This window comes from Mycobacterium sp. IS-1590 (assembly GCF_001500025.1).
GTDB lineage: Bacteria > Actinomycetota > Actinomycetes > Mycobacteriales > Mycobacteriaceae > Mycobacterium.
Genome location: NZ_LQIW01000014.1, coordinates 15265 through 38057 on the forward strand (window position 1 = coordinate 15265; position 22793 = coordinate 38057).

At 63.5% G+C, this 22793-nt stretch carries 7 protein-coding genes and 1 pseudogene; 5 read left to right on the plus strand and 3 right to left on the minus strand.

What is annotated here, in order from left to right; translation table 11 throughout:
- The first annotated feature begins 12 nt into the window (after positions 1-12).
- Both AU197_RS12335 and AU197_RS26015 read left to right on the plus strand, forming a co-directional pair.
- Entirely contained in the window at positions 13-2889 is a 2877-nt protein-coding gene (locus AU197_RS12335) for an MMPL/RND family transporter (protein ID WP_064402993.1), read from the plus strand.
- 157 nt (positions 2890-3046) lie between these two features.
- Positions 3047-3385: a hemophore-related protein gene (locus AU197_RS26015; protein ID WP_082696641.1), complete on the plus strand. Its 339-nt coding sequence runs from the start codon at positions 3047-3049 to the stop codon at positions 3383-3385.
- Between the two features lie 116 nt (positions 3386-3501).
- On the opposite strand, the gene AU197_RS12340 is transcribed toward AU197_RS26015, so the two are convergent.
- Entirely contained in the window at positions 3502-5241 is a 1740-nt protein-coding gene (locus AU197_RS12340) for an AMP-binding protein (RefSeq protein WP_064402994.1), read from the minus strand.
- 356 nt (positions 5242-5597) lie between these two features.
- Between AU197_RS12340 and pks2 (AU197_RS12345) the strand changes: the two are divergent.
- A pseudogene (gene pks2, locus AU197_RS12345) lies at positions 5598-11822 on the plus strand (sulfolipid-1 biosynthesis phthioceranic/hydroxyphthioceranic acid synthase); the annotation flags it as partial.
- A 1607-nt stretch (positions 11823-13429) separates the two neighbouring features.
- Here pks2 (AU197_RS12345) and pks2 (AU197_RS12350) read toward each other — a convergent pair.
- Positions 13430-19648, minus strand: coding sequence for a sulfolipid-1 biosynthesis phthioceranic/hydroxyphthioceranic acid synthase (gene pks2, locus AU197_RS12350; protein WP_231744911.1), 6219 nt, complete (start codon positions 19646-19648; stop codon positions 13430-13432).
- A gap of 75 nt (positions 19649-19723) precedes the next feature.
- On the opposite strand from pks2 (AU197_RS12350), the gene AU197_RS26770 reads away from it, so the two are divergent.
- Both AU197_RS26770 and AU197_RS12355 read left to right on the plus strand, forming a co-directional pair.
- Positions 19724-19849: a hypothetical protein gene (locus tag AU197_RS26770; protein WP_286145560.1), complete on the plus strand. Its 126-nt coding sequence runs from the start codon at positions 19724-19726 to the stop codon at positions 19847-19849.
- 302 nt (positions 19850-20151) lie between these two features.
- A complete protein-coding gene (locus AU197_RS12355; RefSeq protein WP_064402995.1) occupies positions 20152-21891 on the plus strand; it encodes an AMP-binding protein in 1740 nt (579 codons plus the stop codon).
- Positions 21892-21931: 40 nt separating this feature from the next.
- Here the strand turns inward: AU197_RS12355 and AU197_RS12360 are convergent, their stop codons facing one another.
- On the minus strand, positions 21932-22696 hold the full coding sequence (locus AU197_RS12360) for an aspartyl/asparaginyl beta-hydroxylase domain-containing protein (RefSeq protein ID WP_156434394.1): 765 nt from the start codon (positions 22694-22696) through the stop codon (positions 21932-21934).
- Positions 22697-22793 lie beyond the last annotated feature (97 nt).

Below are 22793 nucleotides of genomic sequence, written 5' to 3' on the forward strand. Positions count from 1 at the left end.
CCTGAAGGCCGCATGAGTACCGAGCAGACGAGCAGCCGCCCGCCATTTGTCGCGCGGATGATCTATCGGCTGTCGGTGCCGATCATCCTTGGGTGGTTGGTGATCATCGCCGTCCTGACGTTCGCCGTTCCATGGCTGGAACAGGTAGGGCGAGAACACTCCGTATCGCTGGTTCCCCACGACGCGCCGTCGTTCCAGACGATGCAGCGCATGGGCCAGGTATTCGGCGAGTCCGATTCGGACAGCGTGGCGATGATCGTCTTGGAGGGTCAGCAACCGCTCGGCGAGGATGCGCACCGCTACTACGACGAGTTGATCCGCCAGTTGAAAGCCGACACGACGCACGTGCAACACGTGCAGGACTACTGGGGCGATCCCCTCACCGCGACGGGGGTGCAGAGCGCCGACGGTAAGGCTGCCTATGTCCAGGTAAGTCTCTCCGGAAACCAAGGCGAAGCCTTGGCGAATGAGTCGGTGGCGGCCGTCCGAGACATTGTGGAACGAACGCCGGCGCCGCCCGGAGTGCAGGCGTATGTGACGGGCCCCGCGCCGCTGGTAACAGATATGAACCATGCCGGCGACAAATCCATCATCAAGATCACCATCGTCACCGTCGCGGTGATCATCGTGATGTTGCTGTTTGTGTACCGCTCTGTCGTCACCGCCATTCTCTTGCTGGCCATCGTGGGAATACAAGTGCAAGCGGCCCGAGGAGTCGTCGCATTTCTCGGCGATCAAGAAGTCATCGGTCTTTCGACGTTTGCCGTCAACATGCTGGTCTCGCTGGGCATTGCGATCGGAACGGATTACGGAATATTTTTCATCGGGCGCTATCATGAGGCGCGTCAAGCCGGCGAGGACCGAGAAACTGCCCTCTATACGACCTATAGTAGCGTTGCCAAGGTGGTTCTCGCTTCGGGCATGACCATTGCCGGAGCAATTCTATGCCTGAGTTTCACCCGTTTGCCCTATTTCCAAACGATGGGCATTCCCACTGCGGTGGGAATGGTGGTGGCGGTCGCCGTGGCCCTCACGCTGATTCCGGCTGCTCTCGCGGTCGGCAGCCGGTTCGGGGTCTTCGAGCCCAAGCGGAAAATCATGGTCCGTCGATGGCGCCGGGTGGGTACGGCGATCGTTCGGTGGCCCACGCCGATTCTGGCCACTGCCTGCGTGGTCGCGTTCGTTGGACTGCTGGCATTGCCGGGATATAAGACGAGCTACAACGATCGGCTCTATGTTCCTCAGGATATTCCGGCCAACGTGGGGAACGCTGCTGCCGAGCGACACTTTTCGCCATCTCGAATGACGCCCGACTTACTCTTGCTCGAGTCCGATCACGACATGCGCAATCCGGCCGATTTCCTGGTATTGCATAAATTGGCACGGGCTATCTTCGCCGTCCCAGGCGTCTCTAGGGTGCAGGGCATAACGCGGCCCGAGGGCACCCCGATCGAACGCACGTCGATACCGTTTCAAATCAGTCTGCGAAACGCCAGCATGATGCAAATGCTGCCGTTTCAGAAGGACCAAATGAACGACATGCTCGATCAGGCCGAAGTGATGGCGGACATGATCAACATTTCGGAGCGCATATATGAGCTGATGAAGCAGCTGTCAGAGCTTTCGAACCGATCGCTCGCGCAAACCAAGGAGTTGGCAGCGCTTTCCGATGAGTTGCGGGATCATGTAGCGAATTTCGACGACTTCTTCCGGCCGATCCGCAATTACTTCTACTGGGAACCGCATTGCTTCAATATACCGATCTGTTGGGCGATCAGATCTATCTTTGACGGCCTCGACGGTGCAGACCGAATCAGCGCAAAGCTGCGAGTGTTGATCGAACACGTAGAACAACTCAATTTCCTCCAGTCGCAGCTTCTCACCCAGTTCCCGGCGATGATCGCGAGCCTGAAGACCATGCGGACCATGATGCTGACCATGCACAGCACCATGTCGGGCGTCATCTTGATGGTGGAAGAGAGTACCGGTGAGGCCACCGCAATGGGCCGGGCCTACGACGCCGCCCAAAACGACGACACCTTCTACTTGCCGCCGGAAGTCTTCGAGAACGAGGATTTCAAACGCGCCATGAACTTGTTCTTCTCACCGGACGGCAAGGCTGTCCGCATGATCATTTCACACCGAGGTGATCCCGGTTCCCCGGAGGCCATCGCGCGGGTCGACGCTATAAGAACGGCAGCCGAAGAAGCGCTGAAGGTGACTCCCTTGGAGGACGCCAAGGTATCTCTGGCCGGCACCGCGCCGACATATAAGGACTTGCGCGACGGCTCTTTCTATGACCTCTTGATCGCTGGAGTTGCCGCGCTCTGTCTCATTTTCATCATCATGCTGATCATCACGCGAAGCTTCATCGCTGCTCTGGTGATTGTGGGCACGGTGGCGCTGTCGCTTGGCGCGGCGTTCGGGCTCTCTGTGCTCATCTGGCAGCACATTCTCGGTATCGATTTGCACTGGCTGGTGCTTGCGATGTCGGTGATTGTCCTGCTGGCGGTGGGTTCTGACTACAACCTTCTGCTGGTGTCCCGGATGAAGGAGGAAATAGGTGCCGGATTGAACACCGGCATCATCCGGGCGATGGGCGGTAGTGGCAAGGTGGTGACGGCTGCGGGTTTGGTGTTCGCGTTCACCATGTTGTCGATGGTGGTCAGCGACCTGCGCATCATCGGACAGGTGGGCTCGACCATCGGGTTGGGGCTGCTGTTCGACACGTTGGTGGTTCGAGCGTTCATGACGCCTTCAATCGCTGCGCTACTGGGACGCTGGTTCTGGTGGCCGCAACGGATTCGCCCGCGGCCCGCCAGTACCATGCTCCGGCCCACAGGACCACGTCCGCTGGTGCGTCGCCTTCTACGCGGACAAGAACAATGACCGATGTGCTCATACGGCGGTCGGAATCGAAACCGCGGCACGGTTGTCGGACCTGTACGCTTGGACGAGGTTAGGACTGGGAATAAGGTCGGAGTAACGATTCGATTCGGTATGACGACAAAGTCAGTGTTAGTCAGCCGCAGGGAGGGATTTCTTCATGATCAAAGTAGCGTTGACCAGACTGGCTGTCGGCGTTGGCGGTCTCGCATTGACGCTGGCCGCTGGGGCCGGGGTTGCGTCGGCAAGCCCTAATTTGGGACCCGCTGTCAACACCACCTGCAGTTACCCACAGTTGGTGTCGGCACTAAACGCTCAGAGCCCCGAGGCTAGCGCGGCGTTCGCCAAAGCTCCGGCGCTGCAGGCTGGCTTGCGCACGTTCCTTGCATCCCCGCCGGTTCAGCGGGAGCGGATAGCCGCACAGATCGCGGGCGCGCCATGGGCTCAGCCGTACCTGGGATCCATCGAGGCAGCCTTCAACACCTGTCAGAACTTCTGATCGGTCCAGAGCTATAGGCCTGCTCCTGCGGCGCAGGAGCAGGCCTGCTTTTTCTTGGCGCAGGCTCCGTGTGGCGCCACGCTTACGATCTGTCATCGATGGGCGACCGGGATCGCTTAGGCGTCGAGTCTTGCGAATTGGTCGTGTCGGTAGTGTTCGACGCAGGTTGATCGGCGCACCTTGCCGCTTGTGGTGATCGGAATCGAGCCAGGCGCGACCAGCACCAGGTCTGCGACGCTGAGGCTGTGCGAGTTCGAGATCGCTGAGGTGACTTCGCGCTTGAGGAGGGCGAACTTCTGCACGGCGTCCTCCTCGGAGTCGCCTCGCTTCTTGACTTCCATGACCACGACGAGCTGCTCCATGCCCCCATCGGGAACGGCTATCGCCGCGACCCGGCCGCCGGTGATCTCCTGGATCGTGGCCTCGATGTCGTCGGGAGAATGGTTACGTCCGTAGACGATCAAGAGGTCCTTGATGCGCCCGACGATGAACAATCTTCCCTCGAAAATGAAGCCGCGGTCTCCGGTCCGGAGCCACGGCCCTTGCGGTGTTCCCGCCGACGGCTCGACCAGCACCGCCTTGAAGGTGTGCTCAGTCTCTTCGGGTTTGTGCCAATAACCCGAAGCCACGTTGTCGCCGTAGACCCAGATTTCGCCGGCCGTTCCCTCCGCACATTCGGTCCGGGTGTCGGAATCGACGATGCGCACCAGGGGTGAATTGGGCAGCGGATAGCTGACCAGTGGTGTGCCGCTGCCGCTGGGGCACCGCTTCGCGTGCCCGGCGGACAGTTTGTCCGAATCGAAGTCGACGATCTCTACCGGGCCATCGGCTCTGCTGGTCGCCACGTACACCGTCGCCTCGGCGAGCCCATAGGAGGGCCGCACCGCCGAGTCGCGAAGATTGAAGCGCGCGAACCGCTCGGTGAAACGCTTGAGTGTTGCGGGGTGCACCCGCTCGGCACCGCTGAGGATGTATTGCACACCTGCCAGGTCACGCCCGGCCATGTCGGCGTCTGAGGTCTTGCGTACCGCCAATTCGAAAGCAAAGTTCGGCGCCGCCGAAAAAGCGGAAGGATTGGTTGCCAGCAATTCCATCCAGCGTGCAGGGCGCTGCAGGAACGCAACCGGGCTCGTGAGCACAGCCGGGAGCCCGAGGAGAATCGGCGCGCAAACTCCCAGCACCAACCCCATGTCGTGATAGAACGGCAGCCACGACACAAAAGTGGTGTCTAATGGTGCAACGCCGCCGTGCTGTGGAAAATAGCCGGACAACAGCTGTTTGAAATTTGCTCGAAGGTTCCTGTAGGAGATCATCACCCCGGCCGGGTTCCGGGTCGATCCGGACGTGTACTGCAAATACGCGGTGACTGGAGGATCATTGTCCCTGTCGTCGGATCGCACTGAAGCCTCCAGATCAAGCAAATCAATCTCGATCACCCATGGATCTGGCTCCCCACGGTGCGGCGAAACGTGTGAGGTCACCTCGCTTACAACGCCGGAGGTTGTGAGAATCGCAGTGGGGCACGCATCACGCAGCACCGAGTCGACACGCTCATCGCTGACCCCACCGAGTGGGACCGACAGCGGAACCGCGATCAATCCGGCCTGTAGCGCGCCCAAAAGGGCGACTATGTAATCTAGGCCCTGCGGCGCCAGTATGACCACGCGATCATCCGGTGATGCGCAAAGCCTGAGTTCGCTTGCGACGTTCAGCGATCGCCGATACAACTGCAACCATGTGAGACTTTCGGCAACGCCCGTCCAATCATGGTCGTAGTCGACAAAAGTGAATGCCAAATCATCGGGCTGCAGACTGCAGCGCTCGCGCAACAAAGCCGGAATGGACCTCTCAAGCACCGATTGAGGCTACCGCGCCCGTCCTCGTTCAACATGAAATTATCGCTCTCGGAGACCCTCGGCCGCCCCGCTGAGCAGCGGTCGGTCAAGCAAAGCGCGAGATGAGAAGGCCCATGGTCGGATGGGCGCGAATCGGCCGTGGTGATTACTTGCAGCGAGAGCTGGACGAAAGACGCATCCATCGGCAGTATTCGATTGAGTTCAGACAACGATCATCGAATTGTCGCGTAACCATTTTGCCCCGAATCGCATCAACGGTTGGGTAGCCTTGTCAGGTGCTTGATTCATTGGCACGCGGGGGGTCAGCTTTCGCGAATTCTTCGCGTGCACCTGTCATTCCGGTTGCTGTCATCGGCATGGCCTGTCGGCTTCCTGGTGGTATCGACTCCCCTGAGAAGCTGTGGGAGGCGTTGGCACGGGGCGATGACCTGGTGACCGAAGTTCCACGCGACCGTTGGAACGCCGAGGAATACTATGACCCCGAGCCGGGTGTGCCCGGCAGGTCGGCGTCGAAGTGGGGCGCGTTCCTCGATGACGTGGCCGGTTTCGACCCCGAGTTCTTCGGTATCAACGAGCGCGAGGCCACAGCGCTTGATCCGCAGCATCGGTTGCTGCTCGAAACCTCATGGGAAGCCATGGAGCACGCCGGTCTCGTCCCGGCGTCGGTGACCGAGTCGCGGACCGGGGTGTTCATCGGCCTGACGCATTACGACTATCAACTCGTGGCGGCCGGTTCCGAAGCTATGGAGAAGCCGTACGGATTCCAAGGCAACATCTTCAGCATGGCGTCTGGGCGGATCGCCTACGCCCTGGGACTGCGTGGTCCCGCATTGACGGTGGACACCGCGTGTTCTTCAAGCCTGACCGCGGTGCATTTGGCTAGTCGCAGTCTGGACGACGGCGAGAGTGACATGGCCTTGGCAGGCGGCGCTTTCGTGATGCTGGATCCACGGAAGTTTGTCGCAGGCACCGCCGAGGGCCATCTGTCTCCGACGGGACGCTGTCGTGCGTTCGACGTGGGGGCCGACGGGTACGTGTGTGGCGAGGCTTCTGCAGTGGTGTTGCTCAAACGGTTGCCGGATGCGTTGCGTGATGGTGACCGGATCTTGGCTGTCGTTCGGGGTACGGCGGCCAACCAGGATGGTCACACCGTGAATATCTCGACGCCCTCGGTGAACGCGCAGGCGACCGTTTATCGGGCGGCTTTGGCCGCAGCGGGCGTGGACGCCGGGAGTGTCGGCATGGTCGAGGCGCATGGCCCCGGCACCCCGGTGGGCGATCCCATCGAATTCGCCAGCTTGACTGAGATATACGGCATCGACGGCCCCTGTGCGTTGGCGTCGGTGAAGACCAACTTCGGTCATGCCCAGTCGGCGGCGGGTGTGCTCGGACTGCTGAAAGTGGTCCTCGCCCTGCAGCATGGCGCTGTGCCGCGAAATCTGCACTTCACTCGTCTGCCAGAGGAACTAGCCCGAATAGACACCAAACTCTTTGTACCGCAACAGACTACGCCGTGGCCGACTAACGGTACGACGCCCCGGCGGGCGGCGGTATCGTCATATGGGCTCTCGGGGACCAATGTCCATGCCATAGTGGAGCAAGCTCCGGAAGCGACTGCCGTGGATAACTCGGCTCGAGCGGCGGCGCCGGCACCACAGCTCTTTGCGCTGTCGTCCACATCGGCCGATGAGTTGCGCCGCACCGCTTCCCGGCTGGCCGACTGGATGCAAGCACGCGACGGCGTGGCATTGCCGGACCTGGCTTACACGCTGGCGCGCCGGCGCGCGCACCGCCCGGTGCGGACCGCCGTCATCGCAAGCAGTCAACCGGAACTCGTTCAGGCTTTGCGCCAGGTCGCCGGCAACGACACTCCCTATCAGGCTGCGGTCGGACGCGATGATCGGGGTCCGGTGTGGGTGTTTTCCGGTCAGGGGTCGCAATGGGGGGCGATGGGTGTGCAGCTGCTGGCGACTGAGCCGGTATTCGCTGCCACGGTTGCGCAAGCGGAGCCCCTGATCGCCCGTGAATCCGGGTTTTCGGTCACCGCTGCGATGTCGGCGCCGGAGGTCGTTACCGGTATCGAGCGGGTCCAGCCCACGCTGTTCATCATTCAGGTCGCGTTGGCGGCCACAATGAAGAGCTATGGGGTGCGCCCGGGCGCGGTCATTGGGCATTCGCTGGGCGAGGTCGCGGCAGCCGTTGTCAGCGGAGCGCTGACGCTCGAGGACGGCGTCCGCGTTATCTGTCGCCGCTCGCGGCTGATGTCCCGAATCGCCGGTGCCGGTGCAATGGCGTCTGTGGAATTGCCTGCCAAGCAGGTCCTTTCGGAATTGGCAGTGAACGAAATCAAAGACGTCGTGGTGGCGATCGTGGCCTCACCGGAGTCCACGGTGATCGGTGGTGCCGCCCAGACGGTCCGCGATCTGGTCGCGGCCTGGGATCAGCGTGATGTGATGGCCCGTGAGATCGCAGTCGATGTCGCATCGCATTCGCCTCAAGTCGAGCCGATCCTCGACGAGCTGACCGACGTGCTGGCAGAGCTGCAACCGACGACTCCGAAAGTTCCGTTCTATTCGGCGACCCAGTTCGATCCGCGCGAAGAGACGCTGTGCGACAGCGGGTACTGGGTGGACAATCTGCGCCAAACGGTGCGATTCGCTGGGGCCGTGCGGGCCGCTTTGGAGGACGGATATCGGGTCTTCGCGGAGTTGGCGCCCCATCCGTTGCTTACCCATGCGATCGAGCAGACCGCACGTAGTCTCGGCCTGCCGATGGCCGCTCTGGCCGGTATGCGCCGTGAACAACCGCTGCCACACGGGCTGTGCGGTCTGGTGGCAGATCTGCATAGTGCCGGCGCCGCGGTCGATTACTCGGTGCTGTATCCGACTGGGCGACTGGTGGATGCGCCCTTGCCGACGTGGACGCACCGTCGGCTGTGGCTGAGCCGCAACGGCCAGGAAGCTCGAACACATGACGGGTGCACTGTGTCGGTACACCCGCTGCTGGGTGAACATGTGCACTTGCACGAAGAACCGGAGCGCCACGTCTGGCAGGGCGACGTCGGTACCGATGCCCAGCCGTGGCTGGGCGATCACCGGATCCGCGATGTAGCAGTGCTTCCGGGGGCGGCATTTTGCGAAATGGCGTTGTCGGCAGCGCGCACTGTGCTGGGAGAGGCGGCCGAGGTTCGTGACCTTCGCTTCGAGCAGGCGGCGCTCTTGGATGGGCGGGGCACGATCAGCGCTTCAGCATCGGTCGCGTCGCCGGGGGTGGTCGATTTCGCTGTGGAAACCGCACAGGGGGACGAGTGTGTTCGGCACGCCACGGCCGTGCTGCACGCAGTAGCGGACGGACAGGCTCCTGCGCACGACCTGGCCGCGTTGCTCTCCGCACATCCTTGCCGGGAAGACGGTGCTGAATTGCGCGAGCGCTTGGCGCGCAGCAGTATTCAGTACGGTCCCGCGTTCACGGGTCTGACTGCGGTGCACACCGGAGACACGGAATCCGGAACCGTGCTGGGCGAGCTCATGCTGCCCCGGGAGATCCGCTCGCAACGAGATGCTTTCGGTGTGCATCCCGCGCTGCTGGATGCGTGTTTCCAGTCCGTTGCGGCTCACCCCGACGTCCGGACTCTGGGCGAAGATGTGCTGGCATTGCCACTGGGCGTGCGCCGCCTGCGCTTCTACACCGATGCCCGCGGCGCCCACTACTGCTTCACGCGGGTGACCAAAGCCGACGCTTGTGGCATCGAGGCCGACATCGACTTGCTCGATGAACGCGGAACGGTGCTGATTTCCGTGGAGGGCCTGCGATTGGGCACCGATGTGAGCCCGGACAGCCTTAAAGATCGAATTCTGTGTGAGCGGCTGTTGACGATCGAGTGGCGGCAGCGGCAGTTGCCTGAGTTTTCTGCGGCGAATGCCGGCACCTGGTTATTGATCAGCATCGCCGACAAGGACGTGATGGCTACCGCGTTGACCGATGCACTGAAAAGCCTTGGTGCGCAGTGCGCCATGCTGGCCTGGGAAACGGACGCCGACGTCACCACACAGGCGAAAGAGCTCGGAGGTCGACTGCGTGTCGATGGATTCACCGGTGTGGTGGTCCTCACGGGGTTCGAGAGCGGCGACGCCAGCCAGTCCCCTCGGCTGGGGCGCGACCATGTGCGGCAGTTGGTGCATATCGCGCGCGAACTGGCCGAGGTCCCGACTGAGTCGCCTCGCCTGTATGTAGTGACGCGCAACGCCCAAACCGTGGTCGCCGGTGACGTTGCCAACTTGGAACATGCTGGGCTGCGTGGCTTGACGCGGGTCATAGGCGTGGAGCATCCGCACTTGCACGCGACCCAGATCGATGCGGATCACGCAATGGGTGCCGAGCAGTTGGCGAAGCAACTGGTCAGCGGCTCCGACGAAGACGAGACCGCCTGGCGCGACGGCCAGTGGTATGTCGCGCGGTTGGTCCCGACTCCACTGGCGCCAGAGGAGCGACGAACCTCTGTCGCCGACCATGAGTGTGACGGAATGCGCATGCAGGTCCGTACACCAGGGGACCTGGAAACACTGGAATTTGTCGGCTGCGACCGGATTCCGCCCGGCCCAGGACAGATCGAGGTTGCCGTCAGCGCATCGAGTGTCAACTTCGCCGATGTGCTGATCGCGTTCGGCCGTTACCCCGCCTTCGAGGGAAGACTGCCACAGCTCGGCACCGACTTCGCCGGGGTCGTAACAGCGGTCGGCCCCGGCGTAGTCGACGACCAGGTGGGTGATCGTGTCGGCGGTCTATCCGCCGATGGTTGTTGGGCCACCTTCCTGACCTGTGATGCGCAGCTGGCCGTGACGCTGCCGACTGCACTCTCCGAAGGACAGGCGGCCGCGGTGACCACCGCGACCGCCACCGCTTACCACGGTCTGCACGATCTCGCCGGCATCAAGAGCGGCGACAAGGTGCTGATCCATTCCGGCACCGGGGGCGTGGGGCAGGCGGCGATTGCCATCGCCCGCAACGCAGGCGCCGAGATCTTCGCCACCGCGGGCAGCGAACAGCGTCGGCAACTGTTGCGCGACATGGGTATTGAGCATGTCTACGACTCGCGCAGCATCGAGTTCGCCGAGGAAATCCGCCGGGACACCCACGGCTACGGTGTCGACATCGTGCTCAACTCGGTCAGTGGTGCCGCGCAGCGCGCCGGCATCGAACTGCTCGCGTTCGGTGGACGGTTCATCGAGATCGGCAAGCGTGACATCTATGGCCATACCCGGTTGGCACTCTTCCCCTTCCGGCGGAACCTCGCGTTCTACGGCGTCGATCTCGGGTTGCTGTCGAGCAGCCACCCTCAGCGACTACGCGGTCTATTGAGCACGGTGTATCAGCTCACCGCGGACGGTGTGCTTCCGATTCCGCAGGCCACGCACTACCGGTTGGCCGACGCGGCAACCGCACTTCGGCTGATGAGCGGCGCTCAGCACACCGGAAAATTGGTGCTCGACATTTCGCGCACCGGGGCCAGCCGCGTGATGGTGCCACCAGCACAGGCTCACATCTTCCGCAGCGACGGCGCCTATATCGTCACCGGCGGGCTGGGCGGCCTGGGGCTGTTCCTCGCCGAAAAGATGGCAGCGGCGGGCTGCGGTCGCATCGTGCTCAACTCCCGCTCCGAACCCGACCAGGAGACGCTGCAAATCGTCGCACGCATCCGCGCGATTGGCGCTGACGTCGTGGTGGAGTGCGGCGACATCGCCGAAGTCGGCACCGCACAGCGGGTGGTGGCCACCGCGACCGCCACCGGCCTACCGGTGCGCGGAGTGTTGCACGCGGCGGCGGTGGTGGAGGATGCCACCTTGGCCAACATCACCGACGAGGTCATCGAGCGCGATTGGGCGCCAAAGGTTTACGGTGCGTGGAACCTGCATACTGCCACCGCGGGCCAGCCTTTGGACTGGTTCTGCTCGTTCTCCTCGGCGGCCGCGCTGGTCGGTTCACCCGGGCAGGGCGCATATGCCGCGGCCAACAGCTGGTTGGACGCCTTCACCGTGTGGCGCCGCGCTCAGGGCCTGCCGGCTATCGCGATCGCCTGGGGCGCTTGGGCGAAGATCGGGCGCGCTGTCGCTTTGGCAGAGGACACCAATGTGGGGATTGGACCCGATGAAGGTGCCTACGCTTTTGACATGCTGCTCCGTCACGACCGCGCCTACACGGGCTATGCGCCATTCATGGGCACCCCGTGGTTGATAGACCTCGCCCGCTCCAGCCCATTTGCCGAAGCGTTTCGCTCCACCGGGCAAAAGGTAACGGGCGCAACACCACTGCACGTCGAGCTCAGCGAGCTACCCGCAGACGAATGGCCGATTCGGATGCGGCGCCTGATCTCCGATCAGATAAGCCTCATCCTGCGTCGCAGCATCGATCCCGACCATCCGCTCTCCGAATACGGACTCGATTCGCTGGGCTCCCTCGAGCTCCGTACCCGCATCGAAGGCGAAACCGGAATACGAATCACTCCGAGAGAATTCGCTACCACCAACACAATTCGTGATCTGGCGGAACTCCTGTGCCAAAGGTTGGCCACCGCGCAAGCTGTCTCACCTACCGGCCGCGCATCCGACGGTGAATCGCGCCCCTCGCCCATGCCCGACAGCCGGCATCGGGGACCGGATTCCGACGGCCCCGCATCCGACGGTGATGCGCGGTCCTTGCCCATACCCACCAGACGGGAAGCGGGCAGGGAGTTAGCCGTCCGCGAGTCCAATGGTCATGCGCGGCCGGACAATCGGCTCACGTTGCTGGACCACGCCTTTTTCACAGGCCAGCGCGCCACCGGCCACCAGGAAGTCATGCAGGTCCTATGGGTTTATGAGCACCCTATTGATCTTGATGGGCTGAGGCGCTTCCACCACAATCTCGGTCACGGATTGCTGGGACGACGCATCGAACATTCGCCGCTGCCGTTCGCTCGGCATCGGTGGGTCGCGTACCGCGAGACGGTGGACATCGATTTCGCTGATTGCGCACGGCCACGCAGTGAACTCAGCGATTGGGTTGATGAGCAAGCACTGATGCCGACTGATCCGGAATCGGTGTCAGGCTGGCATCTCGGCGTACTTCCCCTGACTGACGGCTCGACTGCGGTCAGCCTGGTGGTTTCTCACTCCCTGCTCGACGGCCTCGGGCTCGCCGTCGCAATCGCGGATGCGGTCCTGGGCAATGTTCGCGATCTCGGCCTCCCACCGCCTCGTTCACGCACACGACTGAGGGCGGTGGCAGAGGATGCCCGACAATCAGTGCAGGACGTACCAGAGATCAGACAGGCGCTTGTCGCGGTAGCCCAATTGGTCGGTCGCCACCGACGTGATTTGGTCGCGGCAGCAAGAGCGGCCCGCCGTCAACGGCGCGACGTTCTTCGATCGTCGGCGGCGCGGCCGGTCGCACCTTCTGCAAGCGACGGCGATGAGGCCGTCGTCATGCCGAGTATCACCATCTACGTTGACGTGCAAAGTTGGGATGCGCGGGCCAAAGCGCTCGGTGGAACGAGTGACACGCTGGTCGCCGGGTTGGCGCTGAAGCTTGCCGAGCGGATGGGGCGCCGACGTGCCAGCGATGGGGCCGTCACCCTGCAGCTGCCCATGAGTAACCGCGCCGAGGGCGATACGCGCGCGATCGCACTGTCGTTCGCGCGCTTCAGCATCGACCCGAACCGTTTTGAGACAGACCTGCGAGATGTCCGCGCCGCCATGGATGAAGCATTGAGTACTCTGCGCGCGACGCCAGAGGTGTCCTACGATGTGATGCCTCCAGAGGCGCTCGGAATCATCTGGCTGACCCAGCTCGCGCCGAAGCGGGCAGTGAGTCGACTGTCGGACTTGGTGATCGGTGATCCTGATCTCCCGGTGTTTTGTTCGAATCTCGGGGACTTCGGCACGCTGATGTGCCGCGTCGATGGCACCGACGCCGAGTACGTCACCACACGGGGGGCCAGCAATGTGACGCGACAGTGGCTCGAGCGGGCGGGCGGCCTGATGAGTCTGCAGTCCGGGCGCATCGGTGACAAGATCGGCGTCAGCGTCGTCGCCTACCAGCCGGGCGCTCCGAACACAAAGTCCGCTTTGCGTGAGCTGGCTGCACGCACGCTGGCTGAACTCGATCTGACTGGCCGGATCGACTGACGGAATCGTCGTCGCCGTTCGACCGCTTAGCTATCCTCTGCGGGCGCCAGCTTTTCGGATAGCAGAACCGCGAGGTCGCGGACTGTGGTGGCCCCGATGTCGCTGGCAGTAAGGCGTATTCCGGTCTCGTTCTCGAGGCGGGTTCGTAGCTCGAGTGCGCCCAGCGAGTCGACGCCGTACTCGGCCAGCGGGCGGTCGGGATCGATGCTGCGACGAAGGATCACACTGATCTGGTCGGAGATCAGCCGCCGCAGCCGGGCTGGCCACTCGTCGACCGGCAGCTCGTCGAGTTCTGTGCGCAGTTTGCCGGCAACCGCCGTGCTGTGCCCGGTCGACAGAAATGCCTCGGCGAATGGGCTGCGTTCAGCGAAGGAAGTCAACCGCGGGACTCCGCTGTAGGGCGCGTATGCGGTGTGGCCGCGGTCGTGACGCAGTAGCGCCTCGAACGCGTAGGCGCCTTCATCGGGAGTGATGGCCGCATCGACACCCTCTGCCAGGGCGGTCGCACCCCCCACATTCGCCCAGCCGCCCCAGGCGATCGCGATGGACGGCAGGCCTTGAGCTCGGCGCCACAGGCTGAAGGTATCCAGCCAGCTGTTGGCCGCGGCGTAGGCACCCTGTGCGGGCGAACCCACCAGGGCCGCCGCGGAGGAGAACGAGCAGAACCAGTCCACCGGCTCACCGGCGGTGGCAGTGTGCAAGTTCCATGCACCGTAGACCTTCGGCGCCCAATGACGTTCGATGAGTTCGTCGGTCAGCGCGGACAAGGTGGCGTCGTCCACCACCGCCGCGAGATGCAACACACCGCGGACCGGAAGTCCGGTGGCGGTCGCGGCGGCGACCAGCCGCTGTGCGGTGCCGGCGTCGGCGATGTCGCCGCACTCCACGACGACGTCGGCCCCCGTCGCGCGAATGCGCTCGATGGCCTGCAGCGTCTCCTGATCAGGTTCGGATGGGGACGAGAGCACGATACGACCGCAGCCCCCGCGCGCCATCTTCTCGGCCAAGAACAACCCCAACGTGCTCATTCCGCCGGTGACGAGGTAGGCGCCGTCGCGGCGGAACACCTGCATCCGGGCCGGCGGAATCACTGCGCGGCTCGGGCCGGCGTGACGGATGTCGAGCACCAACCTTCCGGCGTGCTGAGCGCCGCTCATCAGCCGAAGAGCGGTTGCGGCATCGGTCAACCGGTATTGGGTCGGCTGAAGTATCGGCAGTTCACCGCTGCCGACCAATCGATATACCGTGTGCAGCAGATCGCGGATCCGGTCCGGGTGGCTGCGAGTCATCAGGGCAAGGTCGAGGCTGTAGAACGCGAGGTTGCGTCGGAATGCGGAGAGCCCCCATCGGGTGTCGTCGTAGAGGTCTCGGTTGCCGATCTCGACGAATCGTCCACCCAAGGCCAATAGGTCGACACCCGCGCGCCGAGCGGCACCGGTGGCCGAGTTGAGGACGATGTCGACACCGTAGCCGCCGGTGTCGCGGCGGATTGCCTCGGCAAACTCGATGCTGCGCGAGTCGTAGACATGCTCAATACCCATGTCGCGCAACAGTTGCCGACGCTCTTCGCTGCCCGCGGTAGCGAAAATTTCGGCGCCTGCGTTGCGGGCGATCGCGATCGCCGCCTGCCCCACGCCCCCGGTCGCGGAGTGAATCAACACTTTGTCGCCGGACCCGATCCTCGCCAAGTCGTGCAAGCCGTACCAGGCGGTGGCATGCGCTGTGGTCACCGCGGCTGTCTCGTCCTCGGACAAACCGGCCGGTCGCGGGACTGCGAGACGCGCGTCGCAGGTGAGGAACGTGCCCCAACAACCGTCGGCGGACAGACCACCGACATGACCTCCGACGTGGTGGTCGGCTACGCCGGGACCGACCGCCGTCACCACGCCGGCAAAATCCATGCCCAACTGCGGCGGAGCCCCTTCGTAGCTTGGAAGTCGGCCCATGGCGTGGAGCGCATCGGCGAAGTTGATGCTCGATGCGCCGACGGCGACCTCGATCTGACCTGGCCCGGGCGGAACCCGGTCGACCGCAACGAGTTCCAGTGTTTCCATGTCACCGGGTGTGCGGATCTGCAGGCGCATCCCGTCACGCTCAGGGGCGGCGAGGATCGTCCGCCGCTCGTCGGGGCGTAGCGGAGCGGGCGACAACCGAGCGACGTACCACTGGCCGTCGCGCCAGGCGGTCTCGTCTTCGTCGGAGCCGCTGAGAAGTTGTTGAGCCAACTGCTGCGCATCCGTGGTTTCGTCTACATCGATCTGCACGGGGCGCAAGTGCGACTGTTCAGCACCGATCACGCGTATCAGGCCACGCAGGCCCGCCTGCTCGAGATTGGCCACATCACCCGGTACCACGGTTTGTGCGCCGCGCGTGACGACGTACAGGTAAGGCAACACGACAGGGGTCGCGGCCAATCCGCGGGTGAGATGTACCAAGTGCTGCACATAGTCCCGTCCCAGCCGGGCGGACTGCTCGTCGGCGGCACTGCGCTGCGGTCCAGTGAGGACTACCACACCGGTGAATCCACCCGTGCGCAAATGATTTTCAAGCTCGTCTCTGTTGGTGGCCACCCCGCCATCGGATGCCCAGGTCATCGCAGTGCACCGTGCGCCATGGCTTTTCAATGCCTCGGCCAACGCGGTGGACATCACATCGGTGTCGGTCATGCCGATCAACAGCCAAGTGCCGGTGTCAGCGTGTGGGATGTCGGGCAGCCGTCGCTGCCGCCATTCGATGGTCAGCAGCCGTTCGCCAAGCACCCGCTCCTTGCGGGTCTCCTCGGACGTACGGGTGCCCAATTGCAGGCCCTCCACGGAAATCAGCACTGCCCCATGCTCGTCGAGCAAGTCCAGGTCGGCCTCGACCACGGAAGCGTCGACTTTGATTATCCGCGTATAGCAGTAACGGGCACTTGCGCCAACGCTGTAGGCGCGCAGGCGACGAAGTGCCAATGGCAAGGCGAGCGCATCTTCGTCAATGGCTTGAACGTCGAGATGGGCCGCAACGGACTGGAAACACGCGTCGAGCACTGCGGGATGGACGACGTAAGCATCTCGTTGCGAGCGGACCTGGCGGGGCGGTGCGACCTGGGCCAGGGCGGTGACCGTTTGACCCTCGCCGGTGTATACGGCCCCGAGACCGGTGAACGCCGGCCCGTACTGAATCCCCTTCTCCTCCAAGCGCTTGCGCACCTCGGCGCCCTCTTCGCGACATGTGTGTGTACCTTGAAGCGCAGCCATGTCATGCATCGCAGGCTGCCCATCCGCCACGCCGTGCAGTACGGCCGTGGCGTGCCGTACGCGCTCTTCACCCTGGCTGGTTTCGACAGTGAAATCGACCACCCCCGGCGATGCGACCGATGCTGAGGCATTGATCGTGCCCTGTCCATCCATGAGCGCCGCCTGCTCGAAGCGAAGGTCACGAACCTCGGCCGTCTCGCCCAGCACAGTGCGCGCTGCCGCCAACGCCATTTCGCAGAACGCCGCCCCCGGAAGCACTGCTACATCGCGGATCCGGTGATCGCCCAGCCACGGCTGGCCATCGGTGCCGACGTCGCCCTGCCAGACGTGGCGCTCCGGTTCCTCCGGCACACGCACATGGGCGCCCAACAGGGGATGCACTGAAATAGTGGATCCGCCGCCTGTCGGCGATTCCTGGTTTTCGGGTCGCAACCACAGCCGACGGTGCGTCCACGTCGGCAGCGGGGCATCCACCAGCCGCCCGGTCGGGCAGAGTGCGGAGAAGTCGACCGCGGCGCCGGCACTGTGTATATCTGCAATGAAGCCACGCAACCCGTGCCTCAGCTGTTCACGGCGGATGGCGGGCAGGGCGACCGGTGGAAGGTCGAGGCTGCCAGCGGTCTGCTCGACCGCATGCGTAAGCAAGGGGTCGAGATCCAGCTCGGCGAATACGCGATAGCCGTCCTCCAATGCGGCCCGCACCGCCGCGGCGAATCGCACCGTTTGGCGCAGATTGTCCGCCCAATACCTGCTGTCGCACACCGGCTCTTCACGCGGGTCGAACTGGGTCGCCGAGTAGAACGGAATTTCCGGTGTCACCGGGCGCAGCTCTGCCAGCACGTCGGCCAACTCGGTGCGGATCGGATCGACTTCAGGCGAGTGCACGGCGACATCGGTGGCGAGCTCGTGAGCTACCACGTCACGCTCCTGCCACGCCGCGACCAGCTCGCGAACCGTCGGGGCGGCGCCGCCGATCACGGTGGACTGCGGCGATTCGACCATTGCCACCGCGACGTCTTTGACGCGGCGCATCGTCAACTCCGAAAGAACTTGTTTTGCAGGCAATTCGAGCGACGCCATCGCGCCGGTACCGGCGACGCGGGACATCAGCTGCGAGCGGCGGCATACGACACGCACTCCGTCTTCGAGCGAGAGCGCGCCCGCCACGACAGCCGCTGCGGTCTCTCCCAACGAATGCCCGATCACCGCGCCCGGAATGGCTCCGTATGCCTTCATGGTGGCCGCGACCGCGACCTGCATGGTGAACAGAGTCGGGCGAGCAAGCTCGATCCCGGTGATGACTCCTGGCGCCGACATCGCCTCGGTTACTGAGAATCCGGACTCACGGGCGATCAGCGGCTCGATTTGCGCGACCGTTGCGGCAAACACCGGTTCAGTCGCCAACAGCTGCTGGCAGTCAGCCGCCGACGGCGACCCCTGCCCCGAGAACATCCACACCGGTCTGCGATCGTCTTGTCCGACCGCCGGCTGATATGGGGCGTCGCCGGAGGCGACCGCGTGCAACGCCTCGGTGAGGTCGGGCCGGCTGCTCGCAATGACGGCCGTGCGAACCGGGCGGTGCCCGCGCCGACGGGCCAAGGTGTAGGCCAGATCGGACAATTCGACATCGTCGTGTGCTTGCAGCCAGTCGGCCAGCCGGCCGGCGGTGCGGCGCAGTTCCTCGGCAGATGTTGCCGACAGCGGGAATAGTAGTGCCCCAGAGGGTATTTCGGTTTCTCCGCTGTGGTGAGCTTCTGGGGCTTGCTCCAGAATCGCGTGAGCATTGGTTCCCGACGCTCCGTACGACGAGACCGCCGCGCGGCGCGGATGCTGGCCGTTGGTCGGCCAGTCTATGAGTTCTTGTGGCACAGCGAGTTTCGTGGCGATGCGGGCAAGTTCGTCGGGCAGGGCAGTGAAATGCAGATTCGGCGGAACCGTCCCGTGTCCCAACGCGAGGATCGTCTTCATCAGCCCGAGCACTCCGGAAGCCGATTGGGTATGTCCGAAGTTCGTCTTGACGGAAGTCAGCGCACAGTGGCCCTCGAGGCCGTATACCTCGGCCAGACTGGCGAATTCGACGGAATCGCCTGCCGGGACGCCGGTGCCATGCGCCTCTACCATGCCAATGGTTCGAGCTTCGACGCCCGCAGCGGCCAGCGCCGCCCGGTACACGGCGGTCTGGGCGTTCGGCGATGGTGTAAAGATATTCGGGCTATGACCGTCTTGGTTGACGGCCGTGCCTCGTACAACAGCCAGAATTCGGTCACCATCGCGCAGGGCATCGGGCAAGCGCTTCAGTAACACGACCGCGCTAGCCTCGCCATACGCGTATCCGTCGGCCGCGACGTCGAACGCGTGGCAGCCTCCGGTGGGGGACAGCTGACCCTGCGCTGTCGCCGACACGTACTTGCGCGGGTCCAGCATCACGAAGGCCCCGCCCGCCAGCGCCAAGTCGCTCTCGCCGTCGTTCAGGCTGCGACAGGCCAAGTGCACCGCGGTCAGGCTGGAAGAATCTGCGGTGTCCAACGTCAGGGCGGGACCGCGCAGGCCCAGTGTGTAGGCGATCCGCCCCGATGCCAGGCTGAACGTGTTGCCTGGAAAACCGTAGGGCCCCTCCATGGCGCGGGAATTGGCGTTCAGCAGTTGATAGTCGGAATCAGTCAGTCCAACGAACACGCCCGTCCGCGAATCGGCCACCGTCTCGCGGGCGAGACCGGCGCGCTCAATGGCCTCCCAGGAGGTCTCCAACAGCAGACGCTGCTGTGGATCGAGCGGAGTCGCCTCGTCCTCGCCGATCCCGAAGAACTCCGAGTCGAAGCCGGCGACATCTTCCAGGAATGCGCCCCACTTCGATACCGATCTGCCCGGCAGACCTGGCTCAGGGTCGTAGTATTCGTCGGCATCCCAGCGATCGCGCGGAATCTCGGTCACCATGTCTTCGCCGCGCACCAAGGCCTCCCACAGTTGCTCAGGGGAGTCGATTCCGCCGGGCAGCCGGCAGGCCATGCCGATGACAGCGACGGGGGTGACAGATCCGTTGTTCACAGTGTGCGAGGAATTCGCTGAAGATGAGTGTTCTGCATGATCATCGCCGCGCTGGATGAAACCATTCTGACTCCTCACAGCAACGACAATAGCCTTGCCCGCTGGTCGCGCAGGCCGCAGCGCTTCCTCGAAGATCGAGGATGCCGACACTTCATCAATTGACGCACGGGTCCATGTCGCACACTTTCACGCACGTGACCGGCCTGCTGGGCAGCGGCGAAGCGGAATATCGACGCACCGATAGCCATACGCGAAGTTGCAGACCGTCGCCCAATCGCAATTGTGCCCGGGCTAGTGCAGAGCAGGCGCAGTGACGTTTTATGTCGATGACAACCGCTGCGCCGGTTCGCCGCCGCCTCCGGCTCGGGTTCAGAACCATCACATCGCCCGACTACCGGTCGGCTGAGGACAGCCGACTGCACCTTTCAACGTGCATCGGCGACGGCCACGGTAACCTCAGACGAATGGTTGAGACGTCGGTCCCCACTCTGCTGCGTGAGCGTGCCAGTCTGCAGCCCGATGAGTTGGCATTCACGTTCGTCGATTACGACCAGGACTTCGCCGGCATACCCGAAAGCCTGACGTGGCACCAGTTGTATCGGCGAGCGCTGAACGTCGCACGCGAACTCAGGCTTTGCGCATCACCGGGCGATCGCGCGGTGATACTGGCACCGCAGGGGCTGGATTACATCGTCGCCTTTCTGGGCGCGCTACAGGCCGGACTGATCGCGGTTCCGCTGTCGGTCCCACTCGGTGGGGTCAGCGACGAGCGTGTCGACTCGGTGCTGCGTGATGCGGCGGCGGCCGTGGTCGTCACTACCTCGTCAGTCGTGGGAGCGGTGGCCTCGCATGTCACTCCGCAGCCGGGTGAACCGGCTCCCTCAGTCATCGAAGTCGACTTGTTGAATCTGGACGCTCCGGCACGCTTGGATGTCCGAGAGGAAGACTTTCCGGCAACAGCGTATTTGCAGTACACGTCTGGATCGACCCGGCGCCCGGCCGGGGTGATGATTTCCTATACCAACCTTGTGGTCAATTTCGACCAGTTGATGTCCGGCTATTTTCCCAACACCGATGGCATTGCGCCCATGGACAGCACAATTGTGTCCTGGTTACCCTTTTATCACGACATGGGGTTGGTGCTGGGAGTTTGCGCGCCGATCCTTGGAGGATATCGCGGCGTGCTCACGAGCCCAGTCGCGTTCCTGCAACGCCCTGCACGCTGGATGGAATTGCTGGCAACCAATCCTTCCGCTTTTTCGGCGGCGCCGAACTTTGCTTTCGAATTGGCGGTACGCAAGACCTCAGACGCCGACATGGCCGGGCGTGACCTGGCAGGTGTGCAATACATCCTCAGCGGTGCCGAGCGGGTGCACCCCGCAACACTCAAGCGTTTCACCGAGCGGTTCGCGCGCTTCAATCTTCGCGACTCGGCGGTGCGGCCCTCCTATGGGCTCGCCGAGGCGACGGTGTACGTGGCGACCAGCAGAGCCGATGGCCCGGTAGAGATCGTCGACTTCGATTCGGACAAACTGTCCGCCGGGCACGCGAAGCGGTGCCCCAGCGGCAGCGGCACACCACTGGTCAGTTATCCGCTGCCCAATGCCCCCCTGGTGCGCATCGTCGACTCCGACACCCGGACCGAATGTGCGGAGGGAACGGCCGGCGAAATCTGGGTCTACGGCGACAACGTCGCGTCGGGTTATTGGCACAAACCCGAAGAGACCGAGCACACCTTCAAAGCGGTGCTTGCCGAGCCGTCGGCGGGGACACCGCAAGGGCCGTGGCTCAGGACCGGAGATCGGGGCTTTATCTTCGAGGGGAAACTGTTCATCGTCGGGCGCATCAAGGACCTCTTGATCGTCTACGGGCGTAACCATTCTCCCGACGACATCGAGGCCACGATCCAGGAGATCACCGGAGGCCGGGTCGCCGCGATAGCCGTTCCCGACGGGGGCGTGGAGCAACTCGTCGTGGTCATGGAAGTCAAGAAACGAGGCGACTCCGAGGAGGACGCCGTGGAGAAGTTCGCCCTCGTCAAGCGTGACGTCACCTCGGCGATCTCGAACTCGCACGGCCTCAGCGTCGCAGACCTGGTGTTGGTCCCGCCTGGTTCGATACCGATCACCACCAGCGGCAAGGTGCGCCGATCAGCCTGTGTCGAACAATACCGACACGGCCAATTCGCCCGACTCGACGCCTAGCAATAACCCGCCGGTCCGTCACCGTTGAACCAACGCGTAGTCAGCTCGCGGCAGCACCTTGGTTGACGACCGCCTCGAAGCGCTTCTCCCAGCGGAAATAGCTGCCGAGGTTCCCGAGCACGAAGGGTGAGAGCGCGATCGCCCAAGTCATCGCGGAGTTCACCAGATTCGCCGGAAAGCGCATGGGCCGCATCATGTCGACGAAGAGGACCACCCGGACGCCGTCGGTCCGGTTCCAAGCCTCGTGCTCGAAGGTGTCGTCGAAGATCATCACCCGGCCCTCTTCCCAATGACGGGTCTGAGTTCCGACTCGGATGCCGCACATCTCGGCCGGCTCAGGCACGCGCAGAGCGAGATGGAGGCGGAGCACGCCCTTGTAAGGACCGCGGTGCGGCGGGAGCTCCTTGCCCGGCGCGAGAATTGAGAAGAACGCGGTCTTCATGCCCGGTATCTTCTTGAGAAGTGTTGCCGTTTCCGGGCAACGTTGGCAATTCGGTTTCGCCTTGATCCCGTAGGCGTAGAAGAAGAAGGTCTTCCAGCCGTCGTCTTGCGAAAGGGCCTTCTGGTCCTTCGAGATGTCCTGAAAGTTCGGCATGTGCGCCGCATACGGCAAGAGCGCATCCAGCTCGGCACGGACCTTGTGCCAGTCAGCCTCGACCGCCTCAACCCAGGGAAAGTCTCTGACGTCAAAGAACTCACGGTCGCCGAATATCGAACACCGGGTGTAAAGACGGTAGAGCGCGCTGAAAAAGGCCATCGCAAGACGTCCGAGTGTTCGCGCGAAGAACCCTTGCGTCTTCTCCATGCTGCCCCCTTTGCCAAGCGTCGAAGTTATCATTCGCGGCAACAGGGGTGCAACGCGCCCATGCCTTGCCTGCCGCTGTAGTTCGTCTGCAACGACG

Excerpts from the sequence above, each read along its gene's own strand:
- AU197_RS12360 (WP_156434394.1), bottom strand. The coding sequence starts at position 22,696 with ATGGAGAAGACGCAAGGGTTCTTCGCGCGAACACTCGGACGTCTTGCG.
- AU197_RS26770 (WP_286145560.1), top strand. The coding sequence starts at position 19,724 with ATGATCATCGCCGCGCTGGATGAAACCATTCTGACTCCTCACAGCAAC.
- pks2 (WP_231744911.1), bottom strand. The coding sequence starts at position 19,648 with ATGGCCTGCCGGCTGCCCGGCGGAATCGACTCCCCTGAGCAACTGTGG.
- AU197_RS12355 (WP_064402995.1), top strand. The coding sequence starts at position 20,152 with ATGGTTGAGACGTCGGTCCCCACTCTGCTGCGTGAGCGTGCCAGTCTG.
- AU197_RS12335 (WP_064402993.1), top strand. The coding sequence starts at position 13 with ATGAGTACCGAGCAGACGAGCAGCCGCCCGCCATTTGTCGCGCGGATG.
- AU197_RS26015 (WP_082696641.1), top strand. The coding sequence starts at position 3,047 with ATGATCAAAGTAGCGTTGACCAGACTGGCTGTCGGCGTTGGCGGTCTC.